The sequence below is a fragment of the Gemmatimonadaceae bacterium genome (assembly GCA_037721215.1).
GTDB lineage: Bacteria > Gemmatimonadota > Gemmatimonadetes > Gemmatimonadales > Gemmatimonadaceae > UBA4720.
This window is the reverse complement of the sequence record JBBJNV010000026.1, coordinates 50,597-67,667: the sequence shown is the minus strand read 5'-3', so window position 1 is coordinate 67,667 and position 17,071 is coordinate 50,597. Positions and strand designations below refer to the sequence as shown.

13 protein-coding genes are annotated in these 17,071 nt (G+C 60.2%); 6 read left to right on the top strand and 7 right to left on the bottom strand.

Going from position 1 to position 17,071, the window contains the following annotated elements; genetic code table 11:
* On the top strand, positions 1–204 hold a 204-nt coding region (locus tag WKF55_14060; protein MEJ7760705.1), incomplete at its 5' end, for a hypothetical protein.
* 197 nt (positions 205–401) lie between these two features.
* Here WKF55_14060 and WKF55_14055 read toward each other — a convergent pair.
* The 3 genes from WKF55_14055 to WKF55_14045 all read right to left on the bottom strand — a co-directional run bounded on the left by WKF55_14055 (position 402) and on the right by WKF55_14045 (position 3,340).
* The gene (locus WKF55_14055) at positions 402–1,550 is read right to left on the bottom strand and encodes a sensor histidine kinase (protein MEJ7760704.1); all 1,149 of its coding nucleotides are present in this window, start codon (positions 1,548–1,550) and stop codon (positions 402–404) included.
* A gap of 625 nt (positions 1,551–2,175) precedes the next feature.
* Entirely contained in the window at positions 2,176–2,841 is a 666-nt protein-coding gene (locus tag WKF55_14050) for a nucleotidyltransferase domain-containing protein (GenBank protein MEJ7760703.1), read from the bottom strand.
* Positions 2,842–2,947: 106 nt separating this feature from the next.
* Complete coding sequence (locus WKF55_14045; protein MEJ7760702.1) at positions 2,948–3,340, bottom strand: hypothetical protein; 393 nt, start codon at positions 3,338–3,340, stop codon at positions 2,948–2,950.
* A 206-nt stretch (positions 3,341–3,546) separates the two neighbouring features.
* Between WKF55_14045 and rfaD the strand changes: the two genes are divergently transcribed.
* The 5 genes from rfaD (at position 3,547) to WKF55_14020 (ending at position 12,960) form a co-directional block, all read left to right on the top strand.
* On the top strand, positions 3,547–4,554 hold the full coding sequence (gene rfaD, locus WKF55_14040) for an ADP-glyceromanno-heptose 6-epimerase (GenBank protein MEJ7760701.1): 1,008 nt from the start codon (positions 3,547–3,549) through the stop codon (positions 4,552–4,554).
* 16 nt (positions 4,555–4,570) lie between these two features.
* The gene (gene rocD, locus WKF55_14035; GenBank protein ID MEJ7760700.1) at positions 4,571–5,785 is read left to right on the top strand and encodes an ornithine--oxo-acid transaminase; all 1,215 of its coding nucleotides are present in this window, start codon (positions 4,571–4,573) and stop codon (positions 5,783–5,785) included.
* 430 nt (positions 5,786–6,215) lie between these two features.
* Positions 6,216–9,344: a SusC/RagA family TonB-linked outer membrane protein gene (locus WKF55_14030; GenBank protein ID MEJ7760699.1), complete on the top strand. Its 3,129-nt coding sequence runs from the start codon at positions 6,216–6,218 to the stop codon at positions 9,342–9,344.
* A 3-nt stretch (positions 9,345–9,347) separates the two neighbouring features.
* A complete protein-coding gene (locus WKF55_14025) occupies positions 9,348–10,703 on the top strand; it encodes a RagB/SusD family nutrient uptake outer membrane protein (protein ID MEJ7760698.1) in 1,356 nt (451 codons plus the stop codon).
* A gap of 160 nt (positions 10,704–10,863) precedes the next feature.
* Positions 10,864–12,960, top strand: coding sequence for a cation:proton antiporter (locus WKF55_14020; GenBank protein ID MEJ7760697.1), 2,097 nt, complete (start codon positions 10,864–10,866; stop codon positions 12,958–12,960).
* 46 nt (positions 12,961–13,006) lie between these two features.
* Here WKF55_14020 and WKF55_14015 read toward each other — a convergent pair whose 3' ends face one another.
* Genes WKF55_14015 through nikB form a run of 4 tightly spaced genes read right to left on the bottom strand, consistent with a single transcriptional unit; the run spans position 13,007 to position 17,071 of the window.
* Positions 13,007–13,690 carry a nitroreductase family protein gene (locus tag WKF55_14015; protein MEJ7760696.1) on the bottom strand — a complete coding sequence of 228 codons (684 nt, stop codon included), beginning with the start codon at positions 13,688–13,690 and terminating at the stop codon, positions 13,007–13,009.
* 27 nt (positions 13,691–13,717) lie between these two features.
* A complete protein-coding gene (locus WKF55_14010) occupies positions 13,718–15,286 on the bottom strand; it encodes an ABC transporter substrate-binding protein (protein ID MEJ7760695.1) in 1,569 nt (522 codons plus the stop codon).
* The gene (nikC, locus tag WKF55_14005) at positions 15,283–16,128 is read right to left on the bottom strand and encodes a nickel transporter permease (protein ID MEJ7760694.1); all 846 of its coding nucleotides are present in this window, start codon (positions 16,126–16,128) and stop codon (positions 15,283–15,285) included. Before nikC ends, WKF55_14010 begins: the two co-directional genes overlap by 4 nt.
* The gene (gene nikB, locus WKF55_14000) at positions 16,097–17,071 is read right to left on the bottom strand and encodes a nickel ABC transporter permease (GenBank protein MEJ7760693.1); all 975 of its coding nucleotides are present in this window, start codon (positions 17,069–17,071) and stop codon (positions 16,097–16,099) included. The genes nikC and nikB overlap by 32 nt, the downstream gene beginning before the upstream one ends.

Sequence of the window (17,071 nt, the reverse complement as noted above, 5' to 3'; positions counted from 1 at the left end):
CAGCGCGCCCGCCTCGGCTGGACGGAGTCGGCGCTGCGACGCGAGATGATGATCATTCGCGAAGAGCTCGAGCGGGTCGTGAGGACTCACGTGCCGGCCAATGGTCCGCTCCAGGCCGCCGACGCCGTTGCAACGGCGAACCGGTTCCTGGATCAGGCCGAATACCTGGCCGTCCGATCGCTCGAGAAGGCGCGCGAAGACTGATCCGTCGTCGGCCAGTGAAGATGACGGCTCATCCGCGCCGGCACGGGCCGAGTGCTCGTGTCCGCAAGCTTAGAAGTTAAGACTGGGCCGGCCTCCGACTTTCGCGTGGGTTAATTCCTCGCGCTGTTGAGACTGAGTGACCAGAGCCACATGCGACGGGCGCCGTTCGCGTATCCGCTGTCGCTGACTTACCCGTGTCACCGTGGCATTCGTACCGTAAACAGGGTGCCCGCCTCGTCCGACGAGCGAACATCGATTGTCCCCCCGTGAGCCGTGACGATGCGTTCGGCGATATATAGACCGAGACCCATGTTTTCCCGTGCGCCTGGCTCAGGAGCATCCGGCCGCAGGCGCTTGAACGGGCTGAAAATGTGCGGAAGACTGGACGCAGGAATCGCCTGCCCGAAGTTGTGAACACGGATCACAACGTCTTTCGGCTCGCCAAGAGCCGAAACGTCTACTCGTGACTCCTTATCACCATGCTGAACAGCGTTGTTAACAAGGTTGGAGATGAGTTGGCCGAGTCGGCCTGCATCCCAGCGGCCCTGTAGATCTCCTGTCGAGTTGAACAGTACCGGCCTGTCAGGGTGCGTCGAGGCGACTTCGTCGATTCCCCGACGGATTATGTCATTCAGATTCGTGTCGGATGGGGTAATCGGAATACCAGGCCCCAGACGACTCCTTGTAAAGTCCAGCACGTCGGATACCATGCGACTCATTCGCCGGGCACTGCTCAGGATTGTGGTTGCGATCGCGAGATGGGGTTTCGTCAGACCTCCGGTCTCGAGCATGAACTCTGAGCCGCTAATGACCGCGCTCAAAGGGGATTGCAGGTCATGTCCAAGAATGCCAATGAAGATTTCACGGGCCTTTTCAAGATCCGCGGCAAATCGCTCTATCGATTCCGCCAGCGACTGGTCGATCGTTTCGTTGAACCGCGTGAGATCCTCGAAATCGTCCGATGTGAAGGTTTCGTTTGATCGCGTCCAGAGCCGGAGAACGCTCGCCCGCAACGCGCGGTACTCCGATACCATTTCCGCTACGGTAAACCCGTCCTCCGCCCGCCCCGCTCCATGAACCTCGGCAGCTGTATCGGTTGAGCCCGTAATGCGTGCGCCCTTCCCCTTGGATTTTGCCGCCTGCTCCGCGTCACTCTGCGGCGTGCGTAAATCGGCGACGATGACCTCGAGCATCGGTATCGCGTGGTCGCGAAGTTCAGTGAGGTCCAGTGCCTCGCCGGCAGCCCCCCTCGTCGACGCGAAGGCTACCCACTCCTTGAGGATTGCGTCGAGGTTCTCTTCAATGAAATCTGCGAGCCGCACGATGTCTCCGTTTTGGTCCGGCATGAAAGTTAAACTGTCTGGATCATCCTGTTTTCTTACAGCAGGGCGCTCAGGCATGGGACGATGTAAAGTGCAAACTGGGCGGTCACGCGGGAGACTCGTGCTCGATCCAAGCGTCCAGCGAGCTCGTGAAGTCGGCCGAACGCGATGATCATCGACCTGAGACAAACGGTGGAGGATTCGGGGAAATGGTCGGACAACTCGCCGCCTAGCTATCCGCGGGCGAGTTCCATTTCCGCCCACTCACCGAACGCCTTGGCTCTATCGATCGCCTCAGCGGCATCGTCGAGGTCCATGCGGCGGTGGCCGTAGGCAGAGTCATCCTTCGCTTGGAGCAGCCGTGAAACCGCGTGAGTTCCTGCTGTGGAAACTGGTTTCCAAGCGCATGCCGAATCGTCGCGGGGAGCCGCTGATGATCGTCCGAATTCCTGATTCCGGCCACTTTGATCGTAACGGCATCACCGTAGGCAATCGCGCTCAGAATGGCGCCCTGGACAATCAGGCGGCCATCGTCTCCTTCGTCAGCGACCGCAAGCGCATTGCGGGCGGCCTTAAGGTGCGCGCGCGCAGCGTCGGCGACCCAACCATTCGCTCCTGTCGTTCACCTGACGCCATGTCCCCCGTGAGATCATGCGGGCCGCTTTCCGCTACGCTTGAACCGCTTCCGGACATCACCGGGCGCGTCCCCGCTCAGCACGACGGTATCGCGCTCCATCTCCCGCCAGAATGCGGAGCGCTTTTCAACCATTAACCGCAAATCGGCGGGACCGAGTGCCACAACTGAAATGCGATTCGACCGCTCGGGCAGCGCAACGCCGATGGCCTCCCGAAGTCTTTCTGCCTGGCGAGTCGGTTGTCCTTTTGAGCTGATGATCGCGACGTCAATATCGCTCGCATAATCGTCCTCTCCCCGTGCGACGCTTCCATAAAGCCATATGGCCAGCGGAGCGGGACGCACAGTGCCTGCCGCCTTGCGGATCCCGCGCACCAGGTCGGCGGCCTGCTTGCGCTCCGCGGCATAGATCGCGGAAAGAGCCGGGACGAGCGGGTGGTCTTCGCTAAGCGCGCAGGCCATGCTTCGGCCAACCTCCACGGTGGTAACGACATCCAAATCCAACAGGCGCCGCAGGGCAGTTCTCACACTTGGCAGGCTTAGCCGGGCTCGCCGGGCGATATCAGAAACGCCAAGACGCCCGCCGTGCTCCGCGAGCACGCGGATGACACGAACGGCTGCGCGGAATCCGAGTATATCGTCGAGAGGGTGGTGGAGAGCACTGGCCGAGGGTGGCCGCATCGATCGTCAGGTAAAGTGTTCTTTCTGAATAGAAAGTATTCTTTCTCTGATTAAAATACGTTCCGACCTACACCCGTGCAATGCAAAGTACGGCACATCGCCGTTGCTAAGGGAGCGAATCGACCAGCTCTCTCAGAGCGGCTCGTTTCCAGACGATCCCAATGTCTGACTGCTTGTTGATCCGTCCGCTGTACATGCCCAGCAGGTAGGTGTGCGTACTTGTGCCCACTCCTACCATGCCCCCTTGATAGGCAACCGCTCCCGTTTTGTGGATGATCACCGGCGAGCCTGACTGGCCTTGACGAGTGCGGCAATCTATCAGGAAGATGGGAAGGTCGTCGACATCGATTTCGGGTTCGGAGGCAACGAATCCAGTCGCCCAGATCGCGACTGAACCCGAAACCGACAAATCGAACGGAAACCCCACGACGCTAACTGGCTCCGCAGGGCCATAGGCCATCGCGGGGCTTGGCTCAGTGAGGTCGTAGGGATAAAGCATCACGTCTTGGATGTCCGTCAGGGGAAGTGCATGGCAAGGTTGCTACCGCGTACCCTCATCTGGAGGCGAACAGACTGAATTGATGGTCGTGCAATCGAGCATATCATGCGCATCGATCCTTGTTGTCCCTTCGGCGTACGAACCTGGAGACCTGCTACCCGGCGATCGACATTACCGGATCACGGGTAGAAACCTAACTTTACCGGATGCTCCTCGATCCAAACACCCACGTCCTCGTCACCGGTGGCGCCGGCTTCATCGGCAGCAACCTCGTGTACGGCCTCAATGAACGGGGCATCGAGAACATCGTCATCGCCGACTTCCTGGGCAGCGACGAAAAGTGGAGAAATCTGGTTCCACTGAAATTCGTGGACTATCTGGAGGCAGACGACCTTATCGCACGGGTGCAATCGGGACGGCTGGCGAATTTCGATGTCGTGCTCCACATGGGCGCGTGTTCGTCCACAACCGAGAAGGACGCCCGGTATCTCGCGCAAAACAACTACGACTACACCCGCCAGCTCGCCGAGTGGACGGTAGAGGGGGGCGGACGGTTCGTGTATGCGTCGTCAGCCGCGACCTACGGTGACGGTTCCGCCGGAATGAGCGACAGTGCCGAGATGGAAAATCTTGGCGCACTCAGACCACTCAACATGTACGGCTACTCCAAACATCTTTTCGACGTATACGCTGCGCGCACGGGACTTCTCGAGCGCTGCGCGGGCCTCAAGTATTTCAACATCTTCGGCCCTGGCGAGCAGCACAAGAGAGAAATGCGGAGCATCGTCAACAAGGCGTTCTCGCAGGTGCGTGACACCGGTGTCATTAGGCTTTTTCGCAGCTACCGAGACGAGTACCGTGACGGTGAGCAGCGGCGTGACTTCCTCTATGTGAAAGACGCCGCCGCGATGACGCTCCATATCGCCGGGGATGTAAACGCGTCGGGGTTGTTCAATATCGGCGCGGGCCGTGCGGATACCTGGCTCGATATCGCCCACGCGGTCTTTGCGGCGATGGGACGCGAGCCGCACATCGAATTCATCGACATGCCGGTTGAGATGCGATCGAACTATCAGTACACGACGCTCGCCGATATCTCGAAACTTCAAGCATCAGGATACGACAAGCCGGCAATGCCGCTATCCGAAGCTGTACGGGACTACATCCAGGAGTACCTTGCCAAGGGCGAGGCATCTCCGACTCCCTCCACATGAACAGGAAGCAACCCTCATGACCGCACAGATCACCGCCGACGCCGACGCTCTTGTCGCACTCGAAGACCAGTGGGGAGCGCATAACTATCATCCCCTCGATATCGTCGTCGAGCGAGGCGAAGGCCCGTGGCTCTACGACGTCGATGGCAAGCGTTATCTCGATTGCCTGAGCGCGTACTCCGCAGTCAACCAGGGTCACTGCCACCCGCGAATTCTCGAAACCATGCGCGGACAGGCAGCACGCGTCACTCTGACGTCACGCGCCTTCCGCAACGATCAACTCCCGCTGTTCTGTGAAGAACTGGCGCGGTTCTGCGGAATGGATGCGGTACTGCCGATGAACACCGGTGCCGAGGCCGTCGAAACAGCGATCAAGGCCGCGCGCCGCTGGGGGTATCGAATCAAGGGAATCGCGGCTGACAAGGCCGAGATCATAGTCTGCGACAACAATTTTCATGGTCGCACGACAACCATTGTCGGATTCTCTTCGGAGAAGAGTTACAAGGATGGCTTCGGGCCATTTACGCCCGGGTTTGTCTCGGTTCCGTACGGCGATGCAGCCGCAATCGAAGCGGCAATCACACCCAACACGTGTGCAATTCTGCTTGAGCCGATTCAGTGTGAAGCCGGCATTCTTATTCCACCCGACGGCTACCTGCGCGCGGTGTCCGATCTCTGCAAGAGCAACAAAGTTTTGTTTCTCGCCGACGAAATTCAGACGGGGCTCGGACGCACAGGCAAGCCGTTCGCCTGCGATCATGAGTCGGTAAAACCGGACGCCTACATACTCGGCAAGGCGCTCTCCGGCGGGTTTTATCCGGTGTCAGCGTTCGTTGCACGGCGGGAATTAATAGATGTCGTCGATGCCGGCAGCCACGGTAGCACCTATGGTGGCAACCCGCTCGGCTGCGCGGTTGCGCGTACTGCACTTGCCGTCATCCGGGACGAAGGGCTTGCCGAACGTTCGGCCGAGCTGGGCGAATGGTTCGCGAACGAGCTGCGCAGCATCGAGCATCCGAAGATCAAGGAGATTCGCGGACGCGGAATGCTCGTGGGTGTGGAGCTAACCGAGCCGGCGCGCAAGTTCTGCGAAGCGCTCATGGAGCGCGGGCTGCTGTGCAAGGAAACGCATGACTTCGTGGTACGGATCGCGCCGCCGCTTGTCGTGAGCCGGGAGGATCTGGAGTGGGCTGTAACCCAGATCAGAGACACCTTCGAGGAGATGGAATAGACGGGGGGGGCGGGATCGGCGGGTCACTAGCACGCGGGATCGGCAAGGTTACCAACAAGTTTTCAGGTTGCGCAGAAGCCGGGTATCAGCTCCCAGTAACCTCGAACTGAGAAAAGCTGACCCGTTAGTCGTCAGTACCCCAAGATGCCAGCACGCGAGGTTAGGGAACAGGTGACCATTACCTCGACCTGGTGACTTATACTCGCGCGCTGGACTCTGCCTCGCTGACACCTGACGGGTCGGCTTTTCTCAGTTGGCCGTTACAGGTAGCTGATGCCAGGCTCTCCTGCACAACCTGAAAACGGAACTGACATTCGATCAGACCTTTCCTGTCCGTATGTTTCTCATTCGTATTGCCCCCTTCTGGGTCTGACCGTACTATAGGTCCCGTCCAGCGCACGCGGATTTCTCCCATACCGCAGGGGTGTACATGAAGCAGATTCTACAGAACTTGCAGACCATCGCTCGAACCACGCGTCAGGGTCTGCGTTGCGCGAAATGCGTCGCGCTCGCGGCGATTTTCATGCTCGCCGCTCACTCGGCTGCCGCTCCCGAACTCGAAGCTCAGCAATCCGGAGTAATCGCCGGCGTGCTGCTCGGCTCCGGCGGCCAGCCGCTCCCGTCAGCGCAGGTTCGCATCGACGGAACCACGACCGGCGGTATCACCGATGCGGGCGGCCGCTTTCGCATCAGCGGTCTTACCGGTAGCGAAGTCACCATTGAAGTCCGCCGGATTGGTTACCGAATGCTGCGACGCACGGTCCGCGTTGGCGACACCAACCTGAACCTTACCCTGGGAGAGCAGTCAGTAGCTCTCGACGAAGTGGTGGTGACAGGTACTGCCGGCCGGCAGTCAGTGCGCGAGCTGGGCAACGCTGTCACGACGATCAATGCCGCGGCAGCCAAGGAAATTGCTCCGATCAGCAGCGTTCAGAACCTGCTGAACGGCCGGGCGCCGGGCGTTGTCGTTAACAGTGCCACCGGGAACGTGGGAGCGGGAGCACGAATCCGCATCCGCGGCGCATCGAGCATCTCATTGCTCAACGAACCGTTGATCTACGTCGACGGTGTCCGAGTGAACAACGCGTTCGCCAGCGGACCTGCGAATCAGGCATTCGGTTCGTCGTCGATCTCTCGCATCAATGACATCAATCCCGACGAAATCCAATCGGTGGAGATCATCAGAGGACCGGCAGCGGCGACGCTGTATGGAACCGAGGCATCCAACGGTGTCATCCAGATTATCACGAAGAAAGGGATCGCTGGAACACCGCGCTGGACTTTCTCGACGAGACAGGGTTCGAATTATTTGCAGGATCCCGAAGGCCGCTGGCCCGTTAATTACCAGACGGTGCAGCGGGCGGGTGCGGCGACGGGGGTGAGAGACACGACGTCGATCGACATCATCGAGCTCGAGAACGCGCGTGGCACGCCCGTCTTCAAGAGCGGACGCCTGCAGGAGTATGATCTGAGCGCGAGCGGCGGATCGAACCTGTTCCGGTATTACGCGTCCGGCGGACTCGAAGACAGCGATGGCATCGAGCCCACCAGCAACGTCCAGCGCTACACCGGCCGCATGAATCTCACGATCAGCCCCAATTCGCGGCTCGACGCCGGACTCAACATGGGGTACATCAACGGCCGCACACAGCTTCCGGCTGAAGCCGGATTTGGTGGCAGAACGTGGAGCACCATTTCCGCGAATCCCAACAATCTGGTGTTCGCCAACGGCCAGCCCGGCAACCCGCGCCGCGGATTTCACAGTGGTCTTCCAGAGCAGTACGACGCATTGAATATTCTGGGACAGGACCTGACCCGCTTCACCGGCAGCTTTCAGATCAACCATCGTCCTGCGACGTGGCTGAGTCATCGCCTTAACGCGGGGACGGACCAGGCGAACGAGGTCGATAATCAGCTATTCCCGCGCACCCAGGATTCGCTGTCGAGGGTGATCTTCGGCGGCAACGGCGGCCGGTCGATCAATCGCCGGCAGATCAACTACTACACGCTCGATTATTCCGCTTCCGGCGTTGTGAATCCCACGGCGGAACTCAAATCGACGACATCGGTTGGCGCTCAGTACTACCGTAACTCGACTGCGTTTCTGCTGTCGTCCGGTTCCATCTTTCCCACCGTCGGACTGACCGCGCTGTCCGCAACCACCCCCGACCGGGTAACCTTCGGTGATCTGGAAGAAGACGCGACGCTCGGCTTCTTCATTCAGGAGCAGTTGGGATGGCGTGACAGACTGTATCTGACTGCCGCCATACGCGCTGACGATAACAGCGCCTTCGGCCAGAATTTCGACCGCGTCTACTATCCCAAGTACAGCCTCAGCTGGGTGGTGAGCGAAGAACCGTTCTGGCCGGTGCCGGCAATCGGTGCCCTTAAGCTTCGTGCGGCCTACGGAGAATCGGGCAAACAGCCCGCTACATACTCGGCGCTGCAGACGTACGCGTCGGCGACCGGAGCGAACGACGTTGCCACGGTCACCCCGCAATTTCTTGGTAACGCGGACCTTGGTCCGGAGCGCAGCAAAGAGCTGGAGTTCGGGTTCGACCTCGGTGCGCTGAGCGATCGGCTCGGACTTGAGTTCACCTACTACCTCAAGAAAACGACGGACGCCATTCTCGACCGGCAGATTCCCCCATCACTCGGCCTGCCGAACACGCAGCCGTTCAACGCGGGATCGATACGTAACTGGGGAACGGAAGTACTGCTTCGGACTACGCCGGTAATGAGGGATGCGTTCAAATGGGATGCATCGTTTAGTTGGGCGACAAATGGAAGCGAAGTCGAAAGCCTGGGAACGCCGCAATCGATTCTTGACCTTCGAAAGGCAAGCGGCACCCCGGACTTTGTCGTGGGAGGCTTCAATATTCGACATCAAGTCGGACGCCCAATCGGCTCTTACTTCGAGCAAAGAGTCATCAGCTCGGAGCTGTTGCCAACCGGCCGGGCAGATATCAGCAAGACCCTCTGTGACGATTCGAAAGGCGGTTCGATGATTTGTGCCGGACCCGACCTGCGCTACAACACTCCCGACGATGCGCCCGAAGTGTATATCGGCCGGTCTTTGCCGAGTGCGGAAGGCGCGTTCACAAGCACTGTTACGCTGTTCAAGAATCTGCGCCTGTACGGACTGGTTGATTTCAAGCGAGGGTTCTACAAAGTCGATGGCAACACCCGCGTGCGCTGTCAGATATTCATCAGGTGCCGGGAGAATTTTTATCCGCTTGAATTCGAAGCTACGCGGATAGCCGCGATACAGTCGAACGGACAGCTGGTGGATTACTACGTGAACAAGTCGGACTATACCAAGCTGCGCGAGGTGAGTGTCTCCTACACGCTGCCGGTGGTGAAGACCCGGTGGGTCAATTTCAACCGTGCGGTCATCTCACTCGCCGGCCGCAATCTCTTCACCTGGTCGGATTATCCGGGACTCGATCCGGAGGCCTTCTTTCTGAGCGGCGCTCGCGGCGGCAACTTCGGGCAGCTCGAGCAAACCACCAATCCCCAGCTCGCGCAATGGGTGCTGGGCGTCAACCTGGACTGGTGATACATGCCTACTCAACCTTCGACTCGTGAGCTGATCAACATGCGTGCAGGCTTCAGCGACGCGCGTGCAGTCAGATGGACGGCTGCTGTAGTGACGATAATTGCACTCGGTGCGTGCGACACTCTGCGCAATCCGCTGGATGTCGAACCGGCGAGCCGGATTCCGGCCGGTGAGATTGAAACGAGCGGCAATGCGCAGATTCTTGTAGACGGGGCGGTGGCTGATTTCGAGTGCGCATTCAATTCGTATACGGCGATTGGCGGACTGATCGGCGAAGAGTTCGTGTACGCCGAGCAGACCGCGGCCCGTGCGCCTTACGATCGGCGCACCACGACGCCAAGCGATGCGATCTACTCAGTCAGCAGTTGTGGTGCGCTCGGCGTGTATACGCCGCTTCAGACCGCTCGCGGTTCCGCGGAAAACGTTCTGACCCGGCTCAAGGGATGGACTGACGCGGAAGTCGCGGCGGGCGCGGGCGCCCCCAACCGCACGGCGCTGATTGCCATTGCGGCAGCGTACGCGGGGTACTCGTATATCCTGCTCGGCGAAGGCTTCTGCACCAGCGCCATATCCACCATCAATCCCGATCGCAGCATCAACTACGGCGGCGAAATTCAGCGCGACAGTGTGTTCAAGCTGGCCGTGGCGAGATTCGACGAAGCGATTGCTGCGACTGCCTCTGCTCCTGCCAGCACCACCAACACCAGTATTCGGACGATGGCGTTTCTTGGCCGCGCAAGGGCGAGGCTGAACCTGGCGAACTACGCGGGGGCCAAGGCAGATGCGGGTCAGGTGCCTGCAGGATTTCTTCGCACAGTGACCGCCTCCGACGCGAGCGGCCGGCGTCAGAACCTGATCGCCGGGTTGAATACCTTTACCAACACCGAGTTTTCAGTTGGCGAGCCTTACCGCAGTATGGGAGACTTGAGGGTTCCGGTGATGGCAAGATCCCGCACGAGCGCGACGGGGGTGCCGCATTTTTATCAGTTGAAATATCCGACGACCGGCACTCCGTTCCCGCTTGCGACGTTCGAGGAAGCGCAGCTCATCATTGCTGAGGCGGATATTCGCGCCGGCAGTCTTGCGACAGCGCTTCCAATTCTCAATGCGTCGCGGGCAAGGGGTGGCCAGAGCGTCTTCAGTGGCTCGACGCAGGCGCAGTATCTCGCGGAGCTGATCGATCAACGGCGGCGCGAGTTATTTGCCGAGAGCCATCACCTCGGGGATATTCTGCGGTTCAACATTGCGTTGCAGCCGGCTGTCGGAGCAGCGTATCACTTCGGCGGTACCTACGGCACGCAGATCTGCCTGCCGCTGCCGCTCGCCGAACGACTGAATAACCCGATGATCGGAAGCTGAGGGTCGATTCAGCTTGCTGAACACGAAACCCTGCCTCTGGCAGGGTTTTTTGTAATCTCTGGCAATAGTCTGCATCGCAGGGCGAGCACCGACGGGTAACGGGTAACGGGTAACATGACGCGCACTTTCCGCCTAGTGGGCATGCTTCGCGTATCGTATCATGCCTGCAATGCAGGACAGCCACGCATTTCTCCAGAATCTTGCGCTCGTGCTCTGCACGGCTGCGATAACGACTGTCGTGTTCCAGCGACTGAAGCTGCCCGTGATATTCGGTTATCTGATCGCAGGCATGATAGTGGGTCCGTACACTCCGATCCCGCTATCCGCCGACGAGGAGATGGTGCGGACGCTTTCCGAGCTGGGCGTGATTCTTCTTATGTTCTCGCTTGGCCTCGAGTTCCGTCTCAAACGTGTGGGCCAGATCGCCGCCACGTCCGGGCTCGCGGCATTGCTCGAAACGAGCATCATGGTGGGCCTGGGCTACCTCGCCGGCCAGCTGTTCGGGTGGACGTCGCTCGAAAGCATTTTTACGGGTGCGATCGTCGCGATATCGAGCACCACCATCATCGCGCGGGCGTTTGACGAGCAGGGTATTCAAGGCCGCCTTCGCGAGATTGTGTTCGGAATTCTCATCGTTGAAGATCTCATTGCGATCATTCTGATCGCACTTCTGACTGCGACTGCACAGGGCGCGGGACTGTCGGCGGGCAGCCTTGCGATCACGGTGATACGGCTTGTCACCTTCCTCATGGCGTTGATCGGTTTCGGCCTTCTGATCGTACCGCGTTTCGTTCGCCGCGTCATTCAGCTCGACCGCGCCGAGACTACACTGGTAGCGAGCATCGCCATCTGCTTTGCCGCGGCATTCCTGGCGCAGGTGTTCGGGTATTCCGTCGCTCTCGGGGCCTTCATTGCGGGGTCTCTTGTCGCTGAATCGGGTCAATCACTCCGCATCGAGAAACTGGTGCACCCGGTCAGGGATATGTTCGTGGCGATCTTCTTTGTATCGGTCGGAATGCTGATCGACCCTCGTGTCATCGCGGACCATGTTGGTGCCGTCATCGCGCTTTCGGTGATCGTCATCACCGGGAAATTCCTTGCGGTGAGCATGGGCTCTTTCATAACCGGCAATGGACTGCGAGCATCCATGCAGACCGGAATGAGTCTCGCACAGATAGGCGAGTTCTCATTCATCATTGCCGCCGTTGGCCTCGCCACCGGCGCGACCCGCGGGTTTCTGTATCCCGTGGCGGTGGCGGTATCGGCCATTACAACGCTCGCGACTCCGTGGCTCATTCGCGCTGCCGGCCCCGCGGCGCTATGGGTGGACAGGAAGCTTCCGCATCCCGTGCAGACTTCTGTGGCGTTGTACGGATCGTGGATCGAAAGAATGCGCAACTCGCCGCGCGTGGGCGGCGCGTCGCGTACCCGAAAGTTCGTTCGCGTGATACTCGTGGACGCGTTCGTCCTGGCCGCTATCATAATCGGGGCGGCGGCGGAGCGGGGCCGATTCACGACTCTCCTGAGCGGATGGACCGGTATCACCGAGGGCGTAGCGGCCTTCGCCGTGCTACTCGTCGCTGTTGCGCTGGCGGTTCCGATGGTGATCGGCATCGTAAGAAGCGCGCGCATGCTCGGTTTCATTCTCGCCATGCGCGCCCTCCCCGGCGCGGGGAGACGGGCCGTCGATTTCGCTGCCGCGCCCCGGCGGGCGCTGGTAACGATGCTGCAGCTCGGAACGCTGTTCATGGTGGGCGCGCCGCTCATCGCTATAACTCAGCCGTTTCTACCGCGATTTCCGGGGTTCATCGTACTGATTCTGCTGACAATTGTCCTCAGTTTCGCGTTCTGGCGGAGCGCGCTGAACCTACAGGGTCATGCACAGGCGGGGGCCCAGGTGATTGTCGCCGCGCTGACGCCAAAGATCGGCATGGTGGATGATTCAGAAGATCTCAATCGCACGATGGAGCACGTTGCGATCATGTTGCCGGGACTGGGGGAGCCCGTTCCGGTTCGCATCGCGCCGGGCAGCCCCGGGGCGGACCGCTCGCTCGCGCAGATGAACCTCAGGGGGATGACGGGCGCAACCGTTTTGGCGGTCACACGGAATGCGTCTGAAGGGAGCGAGGTGTTCGTGCCATCTGGCAAAACTGTTCTGCGAGCGGGGGATGTGGTCGCACTCGCCGGGCCGAACGAAGCGGTCGAAGCAGCGCTGCAATTGCTCGGTGTCGATCGCAGAGCGGAGCGGCAGCCGTGAGAACTCCGGCGGCTGAAATCCGGGCTGATACGCCGGCACGACTGTCTTACGCCCACACCGCGACATCCTCAAGCAGTTTTCTGTTCAGATCAGGCACGCGCGCCCCAATAGCTGGGTAACCGACAGGCATTACAAGCATTGCTTTCTCGTTCGGCGGTCGCTTCAACAGCTCGCTCAGGAATGCCATGGGACTCGGGGTGTGGGTGAGAGTGACAAGTCCCATCTGATGTACGGCGGCGATAAAAAATCCGGCAGCGATTCCGCAGGATTCCTGGGTGTAGTAATACGTCTGTCTGCTTCCGTCTGCCCTGATCCCGTAGGATTGACGAAACAGGACAACAACCCACGGAGCATCGGTGAGATGCGGCTTGTGCTCGTCGGTACCGAGCGGGGCGAGCGCCGCCAGCCAGTCGGGCGGCATACGGCCGTTGTAGTTCGCCCGTTCTTCGATCTCGGCTGCATCACGCATCTGCCGCTTCAGCTCCGCGTCCGATACGGCAACGAAAGTCCACGGTTGCTGATGCGCGCCGCTTGGCGCAGTGCCAGCGGTGCGGATGGCGTGTTCGATCAGCTCTCGCGGGACAGGGTCGGTTGAAAAATGCCGCGTTGTACGGCGGTCTTTCATCCTCCGGTAGAATTCACGTGCGCGCGCCAGCGACTCGGATAAGCCGACGCGCTCGAACGGGAGCGGAATAAAGCCGGGCGGATCTGATTCGTCTGGCTGATTCATCTTCGCCTCGTCCACCGATGTGACTGGCTATTTTGATTTGCGGTAAAGCGCGCCCCAGGACTGGTTCGTCTGCGAAGGGTGAGGTTCGAAGCCCACCAGATTCTCCCGAAGTGCGTAGATCCGGAAAAGAGCCGCTACCGGAATACAAACCGCCTCCTCTTCGACCGCTACCCGCATTGCCGCTGCCGCAAGCCGCCGCGTCTCCTCGGGATCCGCCGTGGCCAGACCTTGCTCCACGATTGAATCGAATCGAGGGCCGGCTGCATACCACCGCGCAAACGGACGCTCGGATTTTGAGTAGAACACGAGCGCTGGCAGAAACAGCGGATTGGCATCGTTCTGATTGGAAGTAGACAGATTGAGGTCGAACAATCCTGCTGCAAGCCGTGTGCTATGGGCGCCTGCATCGGCGAGTCGCGTGATGCGCGCATCTATTCCCACCCGCCGGAGCTGTGCCTGTATCAATTCGATCGCTGCTGTTTCCACTTCAACTCCAGCAACGAGTTCTATCTGCAACGCTCGCCCGCCGGGACTGCGCCGTAAACCGTCCCGTCCCCGTCGCCACCCTGCGCCGTCAAGCAGTCGTTGTGAGGCCGCCATGTCGAACGCCAGTCCTCGAACCGAATCAGCATACATTCCGAGTATTGCCGGGACTGTCATGGTGCGGCTTAGCTTTGCCTCGCCTCGCCACATTTCGCGAACGAGTTGGCGCTGGTCGATTGCGTGCGCGATCGCGCGGCGCAGCGCTCGATCGCGCAGAAGATCGTGCGGGGGCTTGCCGTGAGCATTGACCTGCAGAGCCAGAACCTGTCCCGGGGCAGCGCGCTCGATACGAAAGCCGCCGCGACGATTTACCTCGGTGATCTGCTCACGGGGCAGGTCCATGATCAGATCTACTTCCCCCGCAAGCAATGCCAGGGTCCGGGTGTTCGCGTCCGGCATGAATCGGAACGTGATCCGCGACAGCCGCGGCGGCGTACCCCGGTAACGCTCATCGCGCTCGACGACGATCCGATCGTGAGGGCGGTACTCTACCCACCGAAAAGGTCCTGTCCCAACCGGACGGATTGCCGGATTGGTACCGGGGGCGAAGATGGAATAATTCGGATGGGCAAGCTTGAACGGAAGATTCAGGTTGGTCATTGTCGGCGTGATGTCCACCGTCGAATCATCGATGACGCGGACGGAATGCTCACCCAGCCCGCTGTTCCCCATTCTCTCGCGCGCCACGTGAGTCATTGATTCTGCCACAGCGCGTCCAGAGAGGTGCTGACCGTCGTGGAAAGTCACGTTCTGCTGCAGGTGGAATCGCCAAGTATTCCGGCCGCGATACTCCCAGCGTTTCGCCAGCAGCGGCTCCAGTTGAAAGTCGGATCCCACATGCGTGAGCGGCTCAGCAACGTTCGCGTTGAGCGGATAGACACCAAGGCGCGCCTGGAAGGCACCGGACGGCCCGTTGTCCGCGCCCGCTCCGATGGTTATGGCAGAAAGTCCATCGGTTTGCCCGGGGGGCAGGTCGTTCGCGCTGCAACCGGATTGGACGGCCAAGAGCGCCAGCAATGCCGGCTTCGCCAGTCCGCAAATTTGCCTCTTCATTGCACTGGAAACCCCCGCCGCGTTCGCGGATCAAGCCGGTCCCTGAGGCCATCACCAAGGAGGTTGAAGCCAATCACTGCAAGAGCAATCGCCAGTCCGGGGTAGATCATCAACCGGGGCGTAGACAGAAGAAACGGTCGCGCATCATTCACCATCGTCCCCCACTCGGGAACAGGCGGCTGCGCGCCCAGCCCAAGGAAACCGAGTGCGGCTACCGCCAGTATCAGCTCGCCCATTTCGACTGTCGCAAGTACCGCGACGGGCGCGAGGATGTTCGGAAGCACATGGCGCACGACGATGTGCGAATCACGGGCGCCGAGGCCGCGCGCCGCGGTAATGAACTCCCGCTCGCGCAAAGCCAGTACCAGTCCACGAACAATCCTGGCATAGCTCGCCCACCAGACACTCACGAGCGCAGCTATCACGCTGGTGATTCCCGGCCCGATCATGCCCGCGATGGCGAGGGCGAGCAGCAGGCTTGGGAACGCGAGCAGAACGTCTACGACCCGCATGAGAATTTCGTCGATCAAACCGCCGAAATAACCTGCCGCTGTTCCGACGGCCACTCCAATCGACATTATCAGGGCGGTGGAAATGGCTACGGTGCCAAGCGACCAGCGAGACCCGTAAACAAGTCGGCTGTAGATATCACGGCCGAGGTTGTCCGTTCCCAGCAGGTGCGCCCAGCCCGGTTCTTCCAGCTGGCGCGCCGCGTCGATCGCAGTCGGGTCGTGAGTAGCGATAATCGGTGCGGCCACTGCGCCCAATGCGAAGACAGCCACAAGTGCAAGGCCAATCGTGGCAAGGCGGTCAGAGCGATGCACGATATCTTCTCTCTGCACCGCTCAGCCTTACGCGCGGATCGAGTAACGGGTACATGACGTCAACCAGCAGATTGGCAAGCAGAAATACCGTTCCGGCAAAGAGAATGAACCCCTGGATGACGGGATAGTCGCGGTCGTGGATTGCATCGACGACGGTTTTCCCGACCCCGGGCCGCGCGAAGATGGTCTCGACGATTGCCGCCCCGCCAAGCAGGCGTCCAAATCGAACAGCCGAGAGTGTGATGACCGGGTTGAGCGCGTTGCGCAGTGCGTGTCGTACGAACACCGTGTGACTGGGTGCGCCTTTTCCCCTGGCAGTGCGCACATAATCTTCAGTCAGAACTTCGAGCATGTTGGCCCGTGTCAGACGAACCAATGCTGCTGCCTCCCCGATACCGAGTGTAAGAACCGGCAGGACGAGGTACCGCCAGCCGTCTGATCCAGCCACGGGAAGCAACCTGAGTGTCACAGCAAAAAGAAGAATCAGCAGATAACCTACCACGAACCCTGGAACCGAGGCCCCGATCAGCGCGACGAGTCGCGCAAAGTGATCGGTAATCGAATCCTGTCTGATGGCGGCGACAGCGCCCAGAGGAAGGGCAATAAGGATGGCCAGCAACATTGCCGACAGCGCCAGCTCAAGCGTGGAAGGAAACCGGGCGACGAGCAGTTCCAGCACTGGCGCGCCCGTGCGATAGGATTCGCCAAGATCACCGGCTGCGACCTTCGCGAGCCACCGAACGTAGCGCACCGGCGCTGGACCGTTCAACCCGAGTTCTTCACGAAGCTGAGCGACTGCCTCCGCGCTGGGCGACTGTCCCGTCTGCCGGACGAGCATCAGCTCGGCTGGATCACCGGGAGCGAGGTTCGCGAGACTGAAGGCAAGAAGGGAAACGCCGAGCCACACGGGAACGAGATAAAGGAGGCGGCGGGAAATGAAGCGGGCTAGGTGCAGCGACAC